Below are 19,440 nucleotides of genomic sequence, written 5' to 3' on the forward strand. Positions count from 1 at the left end.
AGGTCAGCCGCCATCCGGCACAATGAACTTACGCGGGCAGCGTTTTCAGCAGCGCAAAGGCCTCCTTCATGCGGTCTTCGCTCACCACAAAGGCGCAAAGCTGACCTTCGGTATTTATGCCTCGGGCGACCATCCCTTCGGACTCCGCCGCAATGTGCCAGTTCAGGTCGCAACGCTGGGTTTCGCCTGCAAGATGTAACGGCAATTCCGGCGTTTTGATTTTCACCAGCATGGCGGGCAGCTTCAGCGGTGCGTTCCCGCCGAGCAGATTTTTCGCCAGATACATGGCGCTTAACTGAATCGGTTGCAGGAAAGGCAGAACCTGACCGTTAATTTCCGCGCAGTCTCCCAGCGCATAAATATCCGGGTGGCTGGTTTGCAGATAGCTGTCAACGCAGACGCCACGGTTGATGGTCAACCCGGCACGGCGCGCCAGCGCGGTTTCCGGGCGCAGGCCGGTCGCGGCGATGACCGCATCCACCTCTACCTGACGATCGCGATCCAGCGTGGCGCGAATACCGGTAGCGGTTTTCTCCAGACCCTGCAACTGCGATTTCAGCAGCAGATGTACGCCCATATCGGTCAGACGATGCTGCAAGCGGCTGCTCACTTCCGGCGGCATCAGCGAGGCCAGAATGCTGGCGGCATTGTCAATCAGCGTGACGGCTTTACCCGCACGGCAGAAATCCATTGCCAGCTCGCTACCAATCAGACCGCCGCCGACGATCAGTACGCGCTGCGCGTCACGCAGTTGCGTTTCGCAGGCGCGATACTCCTGCTGGCTGTTCAGTGTGAGCATTAACTCACGTCCGGCAACCGGCGGAACAAAGGCTGATGCCCCTGTCGCCAGTACCAGTTTGTCGAACTGCCATTGCTTGTCCTGGCTTTTTACCACATGGGCGTCGGCATCAATGTCCGTAATCCAGGTGTGTGGGAACAGACGCAGATTAAACTGTTCGGCAAACTCACCCGCCGACTGGCGGGTGAGGTCGTCGGCGCGCTGCGCCTGGCTGATGACGTGACTGAGGTCGGGTTTGTTGTACTCGTCCATACTGTCAGCGGCAATCAGGGTCAGCGCTATGGTCGCGTCCTGTTTACGGATGTTTTTGACTAACTGGCGGGCGGCGAAGCCCGAACCAATAATGACAATTCCCCGGCTCATTTTGCCTCCGTTGCCAACACATCAAAGACGTCTTTACCTAATGAACATTCCGGGCACAGGAAGTTATCCGGTACGTCGCTCCACGGCGTACCCGGCGCGACATCCTGCAACGGTTCACCTTTTGCAGGGTCGTAAATCCACTGGCACACGCTGCACTGCATGCTTGGGCCGAGGTCAGCCGCAGCGGCGGCGGCACAGGCGCACTCTTCTTCCTGGGTTGTCGCTTTCACATTTGTTTCCGGCAGCGGAGCGAGCGCCCACTGACGGGCAATATCGCGGCCGTGCTGGCGGCAAAGTTCCAGGGCATCAATATCAGGACGCCATTTCGCTTTCAGACTCAGTGACATCTCGAAGCCGGCATCTTGCAGACGGGTGGACAGACGGTCTACCGCGCCACCGCTCCAGCCGTGGGAACCGAAGGCGCTGGCGCGTTTGTTACGAAAGCGCAGGCCAGTCATCTCTTCAACGAGACCGGCGATTTTCGGCATCATCACGTTGTTCATCGTAGAAGTACCGACCAGCACGCCTTTGGAGCGGAACACGTTGGTCAGAATTTCGTTTTTATCGCTGCGTGCGACGTTAAAGATTTTCACCGCCACGTTCGGGTCAACTTCGTTGATGCCTTGCGCAATCGCGTCGGCCATCATGCGGGTGTTGTTGGACATGGTGTCGTAGAAAATGGTGATGCGATCTTCCTGATAATCCGCCGCCCATTTCAGATACAGTTCAACGATCTGAGTTGGGTTGTCGCGCCATACCACGCCGTGAGAGGTGGCAATCATATCTACCGGCAGGTTGAAGCCGAGGATTTCGGTGATTTTTGGCGTGACCAGACGGCTGAACGGCGTCAGGATGTTGGCGTAGTAACGCTGGCACTGCTCGAACAGCTCGGTCTGATCGACTTCATCGTTGAACAGACGTTCGTCACAGTAGTGCTGACCGAAGGCGTCGTTACTGAACAGTACCGCGTCGCCCGTCATGTAGGTCATCATGCTGTCCGGCCAGTGCAGCATCGGGGTTTCAACAAAAATCAGCTGCTTGCCGTTGCCGATATCCAGCGTGTCGCCTGTTTTTACGACGTTAAAGTTCCATTCCGGGTGATGGTGGTGACCGGTAATGGAGTCAATGGCGTTTGCGGTGCAGTAGATCGGCGTATCCGGGATTTGCGCCATCAGTTCGGTCAGCGCGCCCGCGTGGTCTTCTTCCGCATGGTTAATAATGATGTAATCAATGTCGGCCAGGTCGATTTCGCTACGCAGGTTTTGCACGAATTCGCGGCTGAATTTATGATCTACGGTATCGATCAGAACATTTTTTTCTTCACGGATGAGATAGCTGTTGTAGCTGCTGCCGCGCAGCGTTTTATATTCGGTCCCGTGAAAATCACGAACTTCCCAGTCACGTTGGCCAACCCAATGAATGTTATTTTTAACCAGAATAGACATAGCAACCTCAGTAAATACAGTTTTTTTAAGAAAGATGTATTGCTAATAGCAGGATGCGTGCCAACTTTTTAACTTGTTGATTTTCAATAATTAAAAAATTTATACTCATAAAATGGTAGTCAAAAAGACTATTCAATTAATTGTCAATATGACACTATTGATTGTCAAAATGACAATGAGGTAGCCATGAGCTTTTCAGTTGATGTCCTGGCGGGCATCGCCATTGAATTACAAAGTGGTATCGGGCATCAGGACCGCTTTCAGCGCCTGATCACCACGCTGCGTCAGGTGCTGGAGTGCGATGCGTCGGCGCTGCTGCGCTATGAGGGGCGGCAGTTTATTCCGCTGGCGATCGACGGTCTGGCGCAGGATGTACTGGGCAGGCGCTTCACTCTGGAAGGGCATCCGCGACTGGAAGCCATTGCCCGTGCCGGGGATGTGGTGCGTTTTCCGGCCGACAGCGACCTGCCGGACCCGTATGACGGGCTGATCCCGGATCAGGAGAGCCTGAAGGTACACGCCTGTATCGGGCTGCCGCTGTTCGCCGGGCAAACCCTGATTGGCGCACTCACGCTTGACGGCATGGAACCCGATCAGTTTGATGTTTTCAGCGATGAAGAGCTGCGGCTCATCGCAGCGCTGGCGGCGGGGGCGCTGAGCAATGCGCTGCTTATTGAGCAATTAGAAAGCCAGAATATGTTGCCGGGGTCTTCCGCCTCTTTCGAACAGGTGAAAGAAACGCAGATGATCGGCCTGTCGCCAAATATGATGCAGTTGAAAAAAGAGATTGAGATTGTGGCGGGGTCGGATCTCAACGTGCTGATCAGCGGCGAAACGGGAACCGGGAAAGAGCTGGTGGCGAAAGCGATTCACGAAGGCTCGCCACGGGCGGTGAACCCGCTGGTGTATCTGAACTGCGCCGCGCTGCCGGAAAGCGTGGCGGAGAGCGAGCTTTTCGGCCACGTCAAAGGGGCGTTTACCGGGGCAATCAGCAACCGTAGCGGTAAGTTCGAAATGGCCGATAACGGCACGCTGTTTCTTGATGAGATCGGCGAGCTGTCGCTGGCGTTGCAGGCGAAACTGCTGCGCGTTTTGCAGTATGGCGATATTCAACGCGTCGGGGACGATCGCAGCCTGCGCGTTGACGTGCGCGTGCTGGCGGCGACTAACCGCGACTTACGCGAAGAGGTGCTGGCCGGGCGTTTTCGCGCCGACCTGTTCCACCGTTTGAGCGTGTTCCCGCTCTCCGTGCCGCCGCTGCGTGAGCGTGGTGAGGATGTGGTCTTGCTGGCCGGGTATTTTTGCGAACAGTGCCGCCTGCGGCTGGGGCTTTCCCGCGTGGTGCTGAGCCCGGGGGCGCGTAGCCATCTGCTGAGCTATGGCTGGCCGGGGAACGTTCGCGAGCTGGAACATGCGATCCACCGTGCGGTGGTTCTGGCAAGAGCGACCCGGGCGGGGGATGAGGTGGTGCTGGAAGCGCAGCATTTTGCCTTACAGGAGGAGGTTTCTCCCGCTCTGCCTGACGACAGTATGCCGACGCTACCGGCAAATCACAATCTGCGCGACGCGACCGAGGCTTTCCAGCGGGAGATGATTCGCCGTGCGTTAGCGCAAAATAACCACAACTGGGCTGCCTGCGCGCGGGCGCTGGAGACAGACGTCGCCAACCTGCATCGGCTGGCGAAGCGTCTGGGGCTGAAAAGTTAGATGATGCCTGCCTGGTAGAAATCTTGCAGGTTGATTGCGCCGGCGAGTTTACCGTTTTCATCCACCACCGGCGCGGCGGTGATCTTGCGCTTCATCAGAAGTTCTTTGGCATCGATGGCGCGGCTCTGCTCCTGCAACGTAATGCCGTTGTGGGTCATCGCTTCGCTGACCGGCGTAGCCAGCGTGCCGCCGCCAACCAGCCAGCGGCGCAGGTCGCCGTCGGTAAAGACGCCTTTTACAACGCGCTGCGCGTCGCATACCGCAACCAGACCTAACCCGGTACGGCTCAGCTCCAGCATGGCGTCCATCACGCTGGTGGTGAGCTGAACCTGCGGCACCGCATCGTCACGGCGCATCAGGTGATGGACTTTGTTGAGCAGACGCGCGCCCAGCGCCCCGGCAGGGTGTGAACGGGCGAAATCCTCTTCATTGAAACCGCGCGCCTGCATCACCGCCATAGCCAGCGCGTCGCCCATCATCAGGGTGTTGACGGTGCTGGAGGTCGGCGCCAGGTGCATCGGGCAGGCTTCACGCTCAACGGAGATATCCAGCACTGCCTTTGCCGCCAGACCCAGCGGGGAGGTCGGCTTTCCGGTCATCGCCAGCAGGGTTATCGATTTATCTTCCAGGCGCGGAATAATGAGATCCAGCTCTTTCGCACCGCCGGAATAGGAGATGAATAGCATCACATCCCGGCTTTCGATCATGCCGAGATCGCCATGTAACGCTTCTGCCGGGTGGACAAAGAACGCGGGCGTTCCTGTACTGGCGAGAGTCGCGGCGATTTTTTTGCCGATATGGCCTGACTTGCCAATACCGGAGACAATCACTTTGCCTTCGCAGTGGAGGATAGTATTGGCGGCACGGACAAAATCATCGCCCAGGCGTTCCGGCAGACGGCTTGCTTCCTGTAACTCCAGCAGTAATGTCTGGCGACCCGCGTTCAGTAATGCATCACTCATTGGTTTCTCCGGTTATGATCACTTCAATCCCTTTTGCTTCCAGCGCCTGACGAAACGCGGGGTCGATACCCGCGTCGGTAACCAGTTTGTCGACGCTTTCCAGACTGCACACAACGTTGGGGCTTTTACGCCCAAATTTTGAGGAGTCCGCCATCAGAATCACTTCGCGTGCGGCATTGCACATCGCTTTGCTGACGGTATAGACCTCATTAAAGGTGGTCACTCCGGCATTGAGATCGATGCCGTCGGTGCCCATGAACAGTTTATCAAAACTGAACTGCTCAAAGGCGTTTTCTGCCAGCTGACCGTGAAATGACGCAGATTTTTTGCGGAATGTGCCGCCGGGCATCAGGATGGTCTGCTCGTTGTCCAGCTCCGAAAGGGCGTTAACAATGTGCAGGCTGTTGGTCATGACGGTGATATTGCTAAAGCGGGTAAGCATCGGCACCATCTGCAACACGGTGCTTCCGGCATCAAGGATGATGGAGTCGCCATCGTGGATAAACTGAACGGCCGCTTGTGCGATCAACGCCTTTTTATGGGTGTTGATCAGCGTTTTGTGATCGATAGGCGGGTCGGATTCATCTTTATTCAACACCACGCCGCCATACGTGCGAATAACGGTTCCGGCATTTTCCAGAATGACCAGGTCTTTGCGAATGGTGGTGCCCGTGGTGTCAAAGTACTGGGCCAACTCCTCAACCGAGCATTTTCCCTGCTTTTGCAGATGCTCCAGAATAGCAGCCTGACGCTGACGTGGTTTCATAGGCGTAATTACCCTGACTGATGTATAAGTTGTGAAATGATAATTTCGCAAGCAATTAGCATTCACAACGAAATTACCCATGTTTCAGTTTAAGCGCTAATGATAGTGCATTCTGTGAGAGCGAATCATGGGGAAAGATCACATCAGGCTGTAATTCATCAAGATGTTTGCCCTGTATTGCGGGAATTTTAACCGGTCGGGCAAAGACGGTGAGACCTTTCATGAATAAGGTATCCGTGACGCGCTGCTGGTCATCCAGAGCGATGGCGACCACCACTCGCGGTTTAAAGCGTCCGCCGGAGCGCCCGACGCCCACTCGCCCTCGTTGGCAAAGTTTGTCAAACGCCCGGTTAAAGCGGGAGATTTGCCAGCCGCCCAGCGCCAGTTGCGCACACCAGGCGATAACGGCGACGGTGATCAGTGCGGAAACCATAATGCGCTCCTTTGATTTTGCCGGATGGCGGCTGCGCCTTATCCGGCCTACATAATATTCGTAGGCCCGGTAAGCGCAGCGCCACCGGGCAATCATACCTCTTAAAACATCACCTGACCGCCGGTCACATTGATGGACTGTCCGGTGCAGTACGACGCCTTCGCGCTGGCGTAAAACAGCAGCATGTCCAGTACGTCCTGATAGTCGCAGCCGCGTTTTAACGGAACTTTGTCAATGTAATACTGCTCCACTTCGTCCGGCTTGATGCCAAGCTTGGCGGCGTACTGCGGCAGCAGCGACTGGAACATTGGTGATTTCAGCAGGTTGCCAAGCATCAGCGAATGCACGGTAATGCCGTATTCTGCCAGATCCAGCGCCAGCGACTGGGTTAAGCCCACGCCGCCGAACTTCGCCGCGCTATAGCCGGAGTTGTGTTTACTGCCCACTTTCCCGGACTTGGAGTTGATCTGGATAATGCGTCCCTGAATGCCGTCGCGGATCATCAGGCGGGAGAATTCGCGAGCGCAGAGGAAATACCCCACCAGATTCACCTGTAGCGAGCGGTCGAAATCGCCGAGTTGAAAATCGCTGATAAACGCCGCTTTGGCGATGCCCGCGCTGTAGACCAGCAGATCAACCCGACCAAAAATTTCATCGACTCCGCGAGAGAGCGCCAGAACGCTCTGCTCACTGGTGGCATCGGCGCCAAAACCGTACGCCATGCCTTCGCCAAACGCGGCGTTAATCTCCTGCGCCACATTTGCGGCTTTATCACTCTGAATATCGACAACGGCGACGCGATAACCAACCTCTGCAAGCCCACGGCAGAGGAAGGCCCCCAGGGTCTGGCCTCCACCAATGACAACGGCAACCTGATTCATTTTTCTCTCCTTAAACCTTTAAGCCACAAACTTCAAAATACAGCCCGGCGCGATGTCGTCCGGTACTGGCCCCGCAACGTGTACGGTGCCGGGAAATTCCGCCTCGTTCAGCCCGTCGAAGCGCAGGGTGATATGCCCCAGTTCACGCAGATTCTGCTCGGCCACGCTACCCACAGCAGTCACCGGATAGCGATGCTCACCCAGCTGAAACTGTGCGCCGGGTTGCAGCGTGCCGTTCAGCTCGCCGTGGCAGTGGATAAAGCAAAACGCTTCGATATCCGCCGGCGCGCCTTCACGAAAGGTAATCAGCATCCTGTCGCAGAGCGCGTCCGGCGCGCTCTCGCCGATACGGGTGATGGTGGTCTGGTAAATCACGGTCATCTCTGAACCTCTTATTGATAAATAAAGCCGGAAACAAACCAGGCGATGAGAACGGTAGGCGCGCCGGTCAGGAAGCGGCTCACCAGCACGGAAGGCACGCCGACGCGAACGGTGTCCTGGCGGGCCTCTGCCAGCGATAAACCGACCGGAATAAAGTCGCACGCGGCCTGAGCGTTAATCGCGAACAGCGCGGGCAGCGCCAGATGGGGAGGGATATTACCCAGACCAATCTGCACGCCAATCAGCACCCCGATAACCTGGGCGATCACCGCGCCAGGGCCGAGGAAGGGCGACAGCAGCGGGAATGAACAGATGAGCGCCAGCGTGACCAGCCCCAGCGGATGGCTGGCAAGCGGCGCCAGGCCGTGAGCGATCCAGTCGCCGAGACCGGAGGCCATAATGATGCCGATCAGCGCCGAGACGAAGGCCATAAACGGCAGAATGGTTTTTAGCACCGTATCGATGGTGTCGCGCCCGGACTGGAACAGCACCGCTACCGCTGAGCCCATCCCCATACCGACTTTTGCCAGCAGACCATCGCTCTGTTCGGTGATTTTTTTGCTGGTGTCGTAATCGCGGCCCGCAGGCGAGGCGACAGGCTGCGCGTTTGCAGGCGCCTCACCGCTCAGCGTGATGTTCTCTTCTTTCACCCCGGAGACGTAAATATCTTCCACGATGTACTGCGCCAGCGGCCCCGACTTCCCGGTAGAGTGGATGTTGATGGTTGGAATGCGACGCTTCGGGTAAATCCCGCAGCGCAGCGTGCCGCCGCAGTCGATAATCGCCGCGCCGATCTCTTCCTCAGGCGGTTCGCCCTCTTTAAAGCCATCCACCGCCTGCCAGCCTGTCAGTTGCGCCAGTTTGTCGACAATCCCCGGACGCGTCCCGGCGGTGATGTAGACGATTTTCTTTCCGGGTGTTGCATCCAGTTCAAGCGGGCCGCCCCAGCCGCCGGTGCCTTTCTCAATACGAATACGCGTCATGATGTCGCTCCAGCCAGGTGGACTTTCTGCTCAAGTTGAATGCCCATTTTTTTCTCAAAGATGGATGTGGTGAGGTCAGTCACCCAGCCACGGAAGAAGTTGGTGACCAGACCGACCAGCAGATAGCTGACGGCGAGCGGGCCAAGCGGGAGGCCGAGTGTCGTCAGGCCGCTGGCGATGCCCAGGTAAACAAACAGCTCGCCGGGGTTGATGTGCGGGAACAGTCCGTTCATCGAGTGGCAGCTGTAGGAGGCCGCCGCGTAGTAACTGGGCTTGTATTTTTCTGGCATAAAGCGGCCCAGACTCAGCGTCATCGGGTTACAAAACACAAACGTACCGATGCACGGCAGCAGCAGGTAACGGGATAACGGGTTCCCGGCGCAGCGCTGGGCAAAACGTTCAATACGCTGCTGGCCAATGAAGTTTATTAAGGCATTCATGATGACCAGCAGGCTTATCAAAAGCGGAAGGATGCCGGTCACCATACTGGTGAACACCTCTCCGCCTTTCTGGAACAGCCCGATAAACCACTCCGCACCATGTGTAATGGTTTCGATCATTGTTCTCTCCTGTAGGGTTTGTTGTTATCTTGCCAATTGGTGAGTTATTTTAATCAGATCGAAAGATTTAAAAGTGTTATTTTGATCTCAAAATGAAAGATAAATATTTTAAAGTGAAAGTTTGCGTTTGTTGTGGAGAAAAAAAGCAGGGATGTTACGGGAGAATAGTGCGTATTCTGTGAAGAGCGCTTCCTTGTGCGAAGCGGGATGCTTTACCATACTTCCCCCTGGCTGAATCTGTTTAATGGATGTCTCATGTTCAAGCGTCGTTATGTAGCACTACTTCCTCTCTTTGCGTTGCTTGCTGCCTGTAGCAGCAAACCACAGTCTTCAGAAATTCAAACGACAACGGGAGCGCCGTCCGGCGGTTTCCTGCTTGAGCCGCAGCACAATGTCATGGTGATGGGCGGTGATTTCGCCAATAATCCGAACGCGCAGCAATTCATTGAGAAGATGGTGAACAAGCACGGTTTTAATCGCCAGCAGTTGCAGGAGATCCTGTCGCAGGCGAAGCGCCTGGACTACGTTCTGCGACTGATGGACAGACAGGCGCCGACCACGCAACCGCCAGCGGGGCCGAATGGCGCATGGTTGCGCTATCGCAAGCAGTTTATTACCCCGGACAATGTGCAAAACGGCGTGGCGTTCTGGAATCAATATGAGGATGCGTTGAACCGTGCATGGCAGGTTTATGGCGTCCCGCCGGAGATTATCGTCGGCATTATTGGCGTGGAAACCCGCTGGGGCCGCATCATGGGTAAAACGCGAATTCTGGATGCGCTGGCGACGCTGTCGTTTAACTATCCGCGTCGGGCGGAGTATTTCTCCGGCGAGCTGGAAACGTTCCTGCTGATGGCGCGTGATGAGCAGGACGACCCGCTGGATCTGAAAGGGTCTTTTGCCGGTGCGATGGGGTACGGACAGTTTATGCCGTCGTCCTATAAGCAGTACGCGGTGGACTTTAACGGCGACGGGCACATCAACCTGTGGGACCCGGTTGACGCCATCGGCAGCGTGGCGAACTATTTCAAAGCCCACGGTTGGGTGAAAGGCGATGTGGTCGCCGTTCCGGCCAACGGTCAGGCGTCGGGGCTGGCGAACGGCTTTAAAACTCAGTACAGCATTTCTCAGCTTGCGGCCGCCGGGCTGACGCCGCAGCAGTCGCTGGGCAATCATCAGCAGGCCAGCCTGCTGCGTCTGGATGTGGGTACGGGCTATCAGTACTGGTACGGGTTGCCGAACTTCTATGCCATCACGCGCTATAACCACAGCACTCACTATGCGATGGCGGTCTGGCAGCTTGGTCAGGCCGTCGCGCTGGCGCGTGTACCTGCGGCGTCGCCGTTTAGTCAGTAGCCGCCGCGTGTTTTCCGGGGGGCTACGCTTACCCGGTCTGGATTACGCTCCCTTTTCCCTGAGAGAAAGGGGAGCGTGCAGCGCCGCTGTTGCGCTATTTCACATCTGAAACATTTCGCCACACTCCCTTTTTTCCTGGCAATTTACATCCGCATCGTATTTCATTATTGTTATGTTATAACATTTTGTTGTGGTGCGAATATGTCTGCTTCACTCTTCTCTCTTTCGGCTCTGACTCGCCTGTTGATGGCTATCGCGCTTGTTTTGTTTATCGGACTGGCCGTGCGCTGGGCGGTGGCATTGCCATGATTATCCTGAATCAACTGGTGGCTGGTTACGAGCGACAGCCGGTCACGTCGCCGCTGACCGGCACGCTGGAACGCGGCAGCATGACGGCGATTATCGGCGCTAACGGCTGCGGCAAATCAACGCTGCTGAAAACGCTGGCCGGTTTTCTTCCTCCGGTGAGCGGCGCATTTCGCTGGCGCGGACGCCGCCCGGTAATTGGCTGGCTGGCGCAACGTCACGCGCTGGAGACGCAGTTTCCGCTTACCGTTCAGGACGTGGTGAGCATGGGGTGCTGGCCTGATATTTCCCTGCTGGGGGGATTTCAGCGCAAAACCCGTCTGCGTGTTGCCCACGCTATTGAGCGCGTGGGGCTGGAGGCAATGGCGACGATGACCATTGATGAACTCTCCGGCGGCCAGTTTCAACGCATGTTGTTTGCCCGTGTGCTGGTGCAGGAAGCGCCGCTGGTCATGCTGGATGAACCCTTTACCGGCGTGGATGAGGAGACCTGCAACGTACTGATGGGGCTGATGCTGGAGATGTATCAGCGAGGGCAAACGGTGCTGGCGGTGCTGCACGACAGTGAACGGGTGGCGCGCTATTTTCCGCAGACGTTACGGCTGGATACGGATGTGTCTCACTGGATGACCGAGCGGGTGAGAGTGGCATGATCTGGCATATCTTCTTTCAGCCGTTTATTGAATACGGCTTTATGCGGCGGGCGCTGGTGGTCTGTCTGGCGCTTTCGGTCAGCACGACGGCGCTTGGCGTCTTTTTACTGCTGCGACGTATGAGCCTGATGGGAGACGCGCTGTCGCATGCGGTGTTGCCCGGCGTGGCGGTGGGCTATCTGCTCAGTGGAATGTCATTGCTGGCAATGAGCATCGGCGGGTTTATCGCCGGGATTACGGTAGCGCTGGTGGCGGGAATGGTGAGTCGCCGTACGCCGCTAAAAGAAGACGCCAGCTTCGCCGGGTTCTACCTGGGATCGCTGGCGCTGGGGGTTACGCTGGTGTCGCTGCGCGGGTCAAATGTCGATCTGCTGCATCTTCTGTTTGGTTCCATTCTGGCGGTCGATCGCGATTCCGCACTGTTCGTGGCGGGGGTATGCGCATTCACATTGATCATGCTGGCGATTTTCTATCGTGGTCTGGTGAGTGAAGCGTTTGATACCGCATGGTTGCAGGTTAACGCGCGCTGGCTGCCTTCGCTGCTGCACGGGCTGTTTCTCTCGTTGCTGGTGTTGAATCTGGTGGCTGGCTTTCAGGTACTCGGCACGCTGATGGCGGTAGGGCTGATGATGCTTCCTGCCGTCGCGGCCCGCTGCTGGGCGCGCACGTTACCGGGGCTGTTATTGCTTGCCGGCGGCAGCGGCGTCGTCTGTGCATGGCTGGGGCTAAGCCTTTCCTGGGCGGTGAGTTTACCCGCCGGGCCGTCGATTGTGCTGACCGCCAGCGCGCTGTTCTTTATTTCCATTTTATTCGGCACGCGCAGCAGGCTGGCTGACAGTCTGCGCGCGCTTTTTTAATGCAAGGGGAAAAGATGAAACGTACAGGGGTAATGATTGCGCTCGCGCTGGGGTTGATGACGCAAGGCGCGCTGGCGAAAACGCTGAATGTGGTGACGAGTTTTTCTATTCTCGGCGACATCACCCAGGAGGTCGGCGGCAAGAATGTCAACGTCACTACGCTGGTTGGGCCGGATGGCGATCCGCATACCTTCGAGCCTTCGCCGAAAGACAGCGCGGCGTTGAGCAAAGCGGATGTGGTGGTAGTGAACGGTCTGGGGCTGGAGGGGTGGCTTGACCGGCTGGTAAAAGCCTCCGGCTTCAAAGGTACGCTGGTGGTGGCTTCCGACGGGGTGAAGACGCATACGCTGGATGAAGACGGCGAAACCGTCACCGATCCGCATGCCTGGAATAGCGCAGCGAACGGCGCGCTGTATGCGCAGAATATTCTTTCCGGGCTGGTCAACGCCGACCCGCAGGATAAAGCCGTGCTGGAGGCTTCCGGCAAACCTTATATCGCACAGTTGACTGAACTGGACGCGTGGGCGAAAGCGCGCTTTAGCCAGATCCCGCAGGAGAAACGCAAGGTGCTGACCAGCCACGATGCCTTCGGTTATTTCGGTCGCGCCTACGGCGTTGAGTTTTTGGCGCCGCAGGGGCTGTCGTCTGAAAGTGAAGCCTCTGCCGCGCACGTCGCCGCGCTCATTAAGCAGATTAAAGCTGATGGGGTGAACACCTGGTTTATGGAGAATCAGCTCGATCCGCGTCTGGTAAAACAGATCGCCAGCGCGACGGGCGCGCAGCCGGGCGGCGAGCTGTATCCTGAAGCCTTGTCGGTAAAAGGCGGCGTGGCGGATAGCTACGTAAAAGCGTTTCGCCACAATGTTGAGACCATCGCCAACAGCATGAAGTAACCGTACGATCGGCCGATGCCTTCGCATCGGCTTTTTTCTGAAGCCTCCTCGTAAAATCCGCACCTCGTCCCCATATCTGCTCAGAAAGTGCTATCTTGTGCTGCACGTTTTTCAGGAGCCTTAAGCGATGATGACTGACCATGAATTGATGCAGTTAAGCGAAGTGGTAGGGCTGGCGCTGAAACAGCGCGGCGCAACGCTAACGACAGCGGAGTCCTGCACGGGCGGTTGGGTAGCGAAAGTGATTACCGATATCGCCGGGAGTTCCGCCTGGTTTGAACGCGGTTTTGTTACCTACAGTAATGAAGCGAAAGCGCAAATGATTGGCGTGCGCGAACCGACGCTTGAGCAGCACGGCGCGGTCAGCGAACCGGTGGTGATTGAGATGGCGATTGGCGCGCTCAGAGCGGCCCGCGCGGATTATGCCGTTTCTATCAGCGGTATTGCAGGGCCGGACGGCGGCAGCGACGTGAAGCCCGTCGGCACTGTCTGGTTTGGTTTCGCAACCGCGCAGGGCGAGGGGATCACCCGCCGGGAGTGCTTTAGCGGCGACCGTGACAGCGTACGTCGCCAGGCGACGGAATATGCGCTCAAAACGCTCTGGCAACAATTTCTACAAAACACTTGATACTGTATGACTGTACAGTATAATCGCACCTAACAGTACAGAATTCACTATCCGGTACAAGCGCAAGCGGACCCCGGCTCATGACAGGAGTAGTTAATGGCTATCGACGAAAACAAACAGAAAGCGTTGGCGGCAGCGCTGGGCCAGATCGAAAAACAATTCGGTAAAGGCTCCATCATGCGCCTGGGTGAAGACCGTTCCATGGATGTGGAAACCATCTCCACCGGTTCGCTTTCTCTGGATATCGCGCTGGGCGCGGGTGGCCTGCCGATGGGGCGTATCGTAGAAATCTACGGGCCGGAATCCTCCGGTAAAACCACCCTGACGCTTCAGGTGATTGCCGCTGCACAGCGTGAAGGCAAAACCTGTGCGTTTATCGACGCCGAACATGCGCTGGACCCTATCTATGCCCGCAAACTGGGCGTCGATATCGACAACCTGCTGTGCTCCCAGCCGGACACCGGCGAGCAGGCGCTGGAAATCTGTGATGCGCTGGCGCGTTCAGGCGCTGTAGACGTTATCGTTGTTGACTCCGTGGCGGCGTTGACGCCGAAAGCGGAAATCGAAGGTGAAATCGGCGACTCTCATATGGGCCTCGCGGCGCGTATGATGAGCCAGGCGATGCGTAAGCTGGCCGGTAACCTGAAACAGTCCAATACCCTGCTGATCTTCATCAACCAGATCCGTATGAAAATTGGCGTCATGTTCGGCAACCCGGAAACCACTACCGGGGGTAACGCGCTGAAATTCTACGCGTCCGTTCGTCTGGATATCCGCCGTATCGGCGCGGTGAAAGAGGGCGAAAACGTCGTGGGTAGCGAAACCCGCGTGAAGGTTGTGAAGAACAAAATCGCCGCGCCGTTTAAACAGGCAGAGTTCCAGATCCTCTACGGCGAAGGCATTAACTTCTATGGCGAACTGGTTGACCTGGGCGTGAAAGAGAAGCTGATCGAGAAAGCCGGTGCATGGTACAGCTATAACGGCGAGAAAATCGGTCAGGGTAAAGCGAATGCCACTGCCTGGCTGAAAGAGAACCCGGCGACCGCCAAAGAGATCGAGAAAAAAGTGCGTGAGCTGCTGCTGAGCAATCAGGACTCGACGCCAGACTTCACCGTTGATGACAACGGTGAAGGTGTGAAAGAAACCAACGAAGATTTCTAATCGTTGCATTGCCCGGTGGCGGCGCTATGGCGTCTTATCGGGCTTATACTTTGAAGGGCTGCATATTTTGCAGCCCTTTTTGCATTTCTTTTTCCGAAGGTTTGTTATGAGTGAATCCACACCGCGACGCCCCGCATATAACCGTCTGCTGGATCGCGCGGTACGTATTCTGGCGGTACGCGATCACAGTGAACAGGAACTGCGGCGTAAACTCTCTGCACCGGTTATGGGAAAAAACGGGCCGGAAGAGATCGATGCGGCACCGGAAGACTATGAGCGGGTTATCGCCTGGTGCCATGAGCACAACTACCTTGATGATCATCGTTTTGTTTCGCGCTTTATCGCCAGCCGCAGCCGTAAAGGTTATGGCCCGGCACGTATTCGGCAGGAGCTGAATCAAAAAGGCATTGCGCGTGAGGCGATTGAACGCGCGATGCGTGAATGCGAGATTGAGTGGTTGCTTCTTGCACGCGAACAGGCGATCCGAAAATATGGCGAACCCTTACCAGCCGCATTTTCGGAAAAGGTCAAAGTCCAGCGTTTCCTGCTTTATCGTGGCTATCTGATGGAGGATATTCAGGAGATATGGCGAAATTTTGACGATTGACTGCATACGGGATTTTACTTCCCCGTAAAGAAAACTTATCTTATTCCCACTTTTTTCAATTGCCAGCCGGGCAGGGCATATGAGCGCTGAGGCGGGTAATGATATTTCGTTAGCTTGATTTCAGGATAATTATGAGCAAGAGCACCGCTGAGATCCGTCAGGCGTTTCTCGATTTTTTCCACAGTAAGGGACATCAGGTAGTTGCCAGCAGCTCCCTGGTGCCAAACAATGACCCAACTTTGTTGTTTACCAACGCCGGGATGAACCAGTTCAAGGATGTTTTCCTTGGGCTCGACAAGCGTAATTATTCCCGCGCCACCACTTCGCAGCGTTGCGTACGTGCGGGTGGTAAACACAACGATCTGGAAAACGTCGGTTACACTGCACGTCACCACACCTTCTTCGAAATGCTGGGTAACTTCAGCTTCGGCGACTATTTCAAACACGACGCGATTCAGTTTGCGTGGGAACTGCTGACCGGTGAAAACTGGTTTGCCCTGCCAAAAGAGCGTCTGTGGGTGACCGTCTATGAAACTGACGATGAAGCCTACGAGATCTGGGAAAAAGAAGTCGGCATTCCGCGTGAACGTATCATCCGAATTGGTGATAACAAAGGCGCGGCATACGCGTCCGACAACTTCTGGCAGATGGGCGATACAGGGCCGTGCGGTCCATGTACCGAGATCTTCTACGACCACGGCGATCACATCTGGGGCGGCCCTCCGGGAAGCCCGGAAGAAGATGGCGATCGCTATATTGAGATCTGGAACATCGTCTTCATGCAGTTCAACCGTCAGGCTGACGGCACGATGGAACCGCTGCCGAAACCGTCCGTCGATACCGGTATGGGTCTGGAGCGTATCGCCGCTGTGTTGCAACACGTTAACTCCAACTATGAAATTGACCTGTTCCGCACGTTGATTGAAGCCGTTGCGAAGGTGACTGGCGCGACTGACCTGAGCAACAAGTCGCTGCGCGTGATTGCCGACCACATCCGTTCCTGCGCTTTCCTGATCGCCGACGGCGTGGTTCCGTCGAATGAAAACCGTGGCTATGTGCTGCGCCGTATCATTCGTCGTGCGGTTCGTCATGGCAACATGCTGGGCGCGAAAGAGACCTTCTTCTACAAGCTGGTTGGGCCGCTGATTGACGTTATGGGCTCTGCCGGTGAAGAGCTGAAGCGCCAGCAGGCGCAGGTTGAGCAGGTTCTGAAAACGGAAGAAGAGCAGTTTGCCCGTACGCTGGAACGTGGTCTGGCGCTGCTGGACGAAGAGCTGGCGAAGCTTTCCGGCGACACGCTGGATGGCGAAACCGCTTTCCGTCTGTATGACACCTACGGCTTCCCGGTTGACCTGACGGCGGACGTTTGCCGCGAGCGCAACATCAAAGTTGATGAAGCGGGATTTGAAGCCGCGATGGAAGAACAGCGTCGTCGCGCGCGTGAAGCCAGCGGTTTTGGCGCAGACTATAACGCGATGATCCGCGTTGACGGCGCGTCAGAATTTAAAGGTTATGACCATCTGGAACTGAACGGTAAAGTGACCGCGCTGTTTGTGGATGGTAAAGCGGTAGATGCGATTAGCGCGGGTCAGGAAGCCGTTGTCGTGCTGGATCAGACGCCGTTCTATGCGGAATCCGGCGGTCAGGTTGGCGATAAAGGCGAACTGAAAGGCGCAGGCTTCGCGTTTGCGGTTAGCGATACGCAAAAATATGGCCAGGCGATTGGACATATCGGTACGCTTTCGACCGGTTCCCTGAAAGTGGGTGATGCGGTGCAGGCTGATGTGGATGACGCTCGCCGGGCGCGTATTCGCCTGAATCACTCTGCGACGCACCTGATGCACGCGGCGCTGCGCCAGATTCTGGGCACGCACGTAGCGCAGAAAGGCTCGCTGGTTAACGACAAAGTCCTGCGTTTCGACTTCTCGCATAATGAAGCGATGAAACCGTCTGAAATCCGTGCGGTGGAAGATCTGGTGAATGCGCAAATCCGTCGCAACCTGCCGGTCGAAACCAACATCATGGACCTTGAAGCGGCGAAAGCTAAAGGCGCAATGGCGCTGTTTGGCGAGAAGTATGACGATCGCGTTCGTGTGCTGAGCATGGGCGATTTCTCCACCGAACTGTGTGGCGGTACGCACGCCAGCCGTACGGGGGATATCGGTCTGTTCCGCATCGTTTCTGAATCCGGTACTGCGGCAGGCGTTCGCCGTATTGAAGCGGTTACGGGCGAAGGCGCGATTGCTACGCTGCACGCTGAAAGCGATCGCTTAAGCGATATCGCACAGCTGCTGAAGGGCGACAGCCAGAATCTGGGCGAAAAAGTCCGTTCTGTACTGGAACGTACGCGTCAGCTTGAAAAAGAGTTGCAGCAGTTGAAAGAACAGGCTGCCGCGCAGGAAAGTGCGAACCTTTCCAGCAAAGCGGTTGACATCAACGGCGTGAAGCTGCTGGTTAGCGAGCTTGCGGGCGTTGAGCCAAAAATGCTGCGTACGATGGTTGATGATCTGAAAAATCAACTGGGTTCTACCGTTATCGTTCTTGCAACGGTAGCGGAAGGTAAGGTTTCTCTGATTGCGGGCGTGTCGAAGGATGTGACCGACCGCGTGAAAGCAGGGGAGCTGGTCGGCATGGTCGCTCAGCAGGTGGGCGGCAAGGGCGGCGGACGTCCAGACATGGCGCAAGCCGGTGGTACGGATGCGGCTGCTCTGCCAGCAGCGTTAGCCAGTGTGAAAGGCTGGGTTAGCGCAAAACTGTAATAACTATAAGCGTTATCTAACGCCGCAGGCCCCGGTCTGCGGCGTTTGCATCAACGTTATTGACAACGATAAAGTCAGGTTGAAGTTGTGTATATCGGCTAAACTTAGGTTTAACAGAATGTGATGCCGTGACTGCTTACACTTTACGTGTTTGTCATCGCTTACTTTTTGGCGTTATATGATGGATAATGCCGGGATACAGAGAGACCCGACTCTTTTAATCTTTCAAGGAGCAAAGAATGCTGATTCTGACTCGTCGAGTTGGTGAGACCCTCATGATTGGAGATGAGGTCACCGTGACAGTTTTAGGGGTAAAGGGCAACCAGGTGCGCATTGGCGTAAACGCCCCGAAAGAAGTCTCTGTCCATCGTGAGGAGATCTACCAGCGTATCCAGGCTGAAAAATCCCAGCAGTCCAGTTACTAAGGTTTTCGCGTCTCATCTCTTCCGATGAGGCGCAACCTGCTCCTCGCTTCCTTTCTCTTTTTCATTTTTCTTCACTCTTTTTCCGTATCGCTTCCGGTGCCGGCAGGCTCTTTCCTGGTTATTCTGTTTTTCTGCCTGCGCTCAGGCGGTGTAACACGCCGATTTATCTGTTGATAAAACACCCTTTTTGCCGTTTTTGCAGACTAATTGAGCGTGAAGTGTGCAAACGATAAAAGCGCGGGAAAAATTGTTTGACTTATAAGTCCCAGAAAGTAATATGTGCGCCACGCAGCGACGATGAGCAGAAACAAGTTCTTCGAAGCACTCGTAAGAGGCGCGTGGTGAGGTGGCCGAGAGGCTGAAGGCGCTCCCCTGCTAAGGGAGTATGCGGTCAAAAGCTGCATCCGGGGTTCGAATCCCCGCCTCACCGCCATTTGCATCCGTAGCTCAGCTGGATAGAGTACTCGGCTACGAACCGAGCGGTCGGAGGTTCGAATCCTCCCGGATGCACCATC

Annotated in this window: 19 protein-coding genes and 2 tRNA genes; 12 read left to right on the forward strand and 9 right to left on the reverse strand. The window is 56.1% G+C overall.

What is annotated here, in order from left to right:
• Positions 1-28: 28 nt before the first annotated feature.
• Entirely contained in the window at positions 29-1,162 is a 1,134-nt protein-coding gene (gene norW / locus OGV82_RS04355) for an NADH:flavorubredoxin reductase NorW (protein ID WP_047461694.1), read from the reverse strand.
• On the reverse strand, positions 1,159-2,607 hold the full coding sequence (norV, locus tag OGV82_RS04360; protein WP_012134820.1) for an anaerobic nitric oxide reductase flavorubredoxin: 1,449 nt from the start codon (positions 2,605-2,607) through the stop codon (positions 1,159-1,161). The genes norW and norV overlap by 4 nt, the downstream gene beginning before the upstream one ends.
• Before the next feature lie 186 nt (positions 2,608-2,793).
• Here norV and norR point away from each other — a divergent pair, with 186 nt between their 5' ends.
• Positions 2,794-4,314, forward strand: a complete 1,521-nt coding sequence (gene norR, locus OGV82_RS04365) for a nitric oxide reductase transcriptional regulator NorR (protein ID WP_047461699.1) — start codon at positions 2,794-2,796, stop codon at positions 4,312-4,314.
• Here the strand turns inward: norR and gutQ are convergent.
• From gutQ to srlA, 7 genes are all read right to left on the reverse strand, one after another.
• Positions 4,311-5,276 carry an arabinose-5-phosphate isomerase GutQ gene (gene gutQ, locus OGV82_RS04370; protein ID WP_047461702.1) on the reverse strand — a complete coding sequence of 322 codons (966 nt, stop codon included), beginning with the start codon at positions 5,274-5,276 and terminating at the stop codon, positions 4,311-4,313. The genes norR and gutQ overlap by 4 nt on opposite strands.
• A complete protein-coding gene (gene srlR, locus OGV82_RS04375) occupies positions 5,269-6,042 on the reverse strand; it encodes a glucitol operon DNA-binding transcriptional repressor SrlR (protein WP_012134817.1) in 774 nt (257 codons plus the stop codon). The genes gutQ and srlR overlap by 8 nt, the downstream gene beginning before the upstream one ends.
• Positions 6,043-6,115: 73 nt before the next feature.
• A complete protein-coding gene (gene gutM, locus OGV82_RS04380) occupies positions 6,116-6,475 on the reverse strand; it encodes a transcriptional regulator GutM (RefSeq protein WP_012134816.1) in 360 nt (119 codons plus the stop codon).
• Positions 6,476-6,576: 101 nt separating this feature from the next.
• Positions 6,577-7,356, reverse strand: coding sequence for a sorbitol-6-phosphate dehydrogenase (gene srlD / locus OGV82_RS04385; protein ID WP_012134815.1), 780 nt, complete (start codon positions 7,354-7,356; stop codon positions 6,577-6,579).
• Positions 7,357-7,374: 18 nt separating this feature from the next.
• Entirely contained in the window at positions 7,375-7,737 is a 363-nt protein-coding gene (gene srlB, locus OGV82_RS04390) for a PTS glucitol/sorbitol transporter subunit IIA (protein ID WP_012134814.1), read from the reverse strand.
• Positions 7,738-7,748: 11 nt separating this feature from the next.
• The gene (gene srlE / locus OGV82_RS04395; protein ID WP_047461709.1) at positions 7,749-8,720 is read right to left on the reverse strand and encodes a PTS glucitol/sorbitol transporter subunit IIB; all 972 of its coding nucleotides are present in this window, start codon (positions 8,718-8,720) and stop codon (positions 7,749-7,751) included.
• Complete coding sequence (srlA, locus tag OGV82_RS04400; protein ID WP_012134812.1) at positions 8,717-9,280, reverse strand: PTS glucitol/sorbitol transporter subunit IIC; 564 nt, start codon at positions 9,278-9,280, stop codon at positions 8,717-8,719. Before srlA ends, srlE begins: the two co-directional genes overlap by 4 nt.
• 255 nt (positions 9,281-9,535) lie before the next feature.
• Between srlA and mltB the strand changes: the two genes are divergently transcribed.
• From mltB to OGV82_RS04455, 11 genes are all read left to right on the forward strand, one after another.
• On the forward strand, positions 9,536-10,636 hold the full coding sequence (gene mltB, locus OGV82_RS04405) for a lytic murein transglycosylase B (protein ID WP_047461712.1): 1,101 nt from the start codon (positions 9,536-9,538) through the stop codon (positions 10,634-10,636).
• 305 nt (positions 10,637-10,941) lie between these two features.
• Complete coding sequence (locus OGV82_RS04410) at positions 10,942-11,595, forward strand: metal ABC transporter ATP-binding protein (RefSeq protein ID WP_012134810.1); 654 nt, start codon at positions 10,942-10,944, stop codon at positions 11,593-11,595.
• Positions 11,592-12,452, forward strand: a complete 861-nt coding sequence (locus OGV82_RS04415) for a metal ABC transporter permease (RefSeq protein WP_012134809.1) — start codon at positions 11,592-11,594, stop codon at positions 12,450-12,452. Before OGV82_RS04410 ends, OGV82_RS04415 begins: the two co-directional genes overlap by 4 nt.
• Before the next feature lie 14 nt (positions 12,453-12,466).
• On the forward strand, positions 12,467-13,345 hold the full coding sequence (locus OGV82_RS04420) for a metal ABC transporter substrate-binding protein (protein ID WP_047461716.1): 879 nt from the start codon (positions 12,467-12,469) through the stop codon (positions 13,343-13,345).
• Between the two features lie 130 nt (positions 13,346-13,475).
• Complete coding sequence (gene pncC / locus OGV82_RS04425) at positions 13,476-13,973, forward strand: nicotinamide-nucleotide amidase (protein WP_024130886.1); 498 nt, start codon at positions 13,476-13,478, stop codon at positions 13,971-13,973.
• A 96-nt stretch (positions 13,974-14,069) separates the two neighbouring features.
• Positions 14,070-15,134: a recombinase RecA gene (gene recA, locus OGV82_RS04430; protein WP_101744114.1), complete on the forward strand. Its 1,065-nt coding sequence runs from the start codon at positions 14,070-14,072 to the stop codon at positions 15,132-15,134.
• 106 nt (positions 15,135-15,240) lie between these two features.
• Positions 15,241-15,741 carry a recombination regulator RecX gene (gene recX / locus OGV82_RS04435; protein WP_047461718.1) on the forward strand — a complete coding sequence of 167 codons (501 nt, stop codon included), beginning with the start codon at positions 15,241-15,243 and terminating at the stop codon, positions 15,739-15,741.
• Between the two features lie 131 nt (positions 15,742-15,872).
• On the forward strand, positions 15,873-18,500 hold the full coding sequence (alaS, locus tag OGV82_RS04440; RefSeq protein ID WP_047461723.1) for an alanine--tRNA ligase: 2,628 nt from the start codon (positions 15,873-15,875) through the stop codon (positions 18,498-18,500).
• A gap of 239 nt (positions 18,501-18,739) precedes the next feature.
• Positions 18,740-18,925, forward strand: coding sequence for a carbon storage regulator CsrA (gene csrA / locus OGV82_RS04445; RefSeq protein WP_000906486.1), 186 nt, complete (start codon positions 18,740-18,742; stop codon positions 18,923-18,925).
• 340 nt (positions 18,926-19,265) lie between these two features.
• A tRNA-Ser gene (locus OGV82_RS04450) sits at positions 19,266-19,358 on the forward strand.
• A gap of 3 nt (positions 19,359-19,361) precedes the next feature.
• Positions 19,362-19,438 (forward strand) — tRNA-Arg (locus OGV82_RS04455).
• The last annotated feature ends 2 nt before the right edge of the window (positions 19,439-19,440 follow it).

This window comes from Citrobacter sp. CK191 (assembly GCF_030333435.1).
GTDB lineage: Bacteria > Pseudomonadota > Gammaproteobacteria > Enterobacterales > Enterobacteriaceae > Citrobacter_B > Citrobacter_B koseri.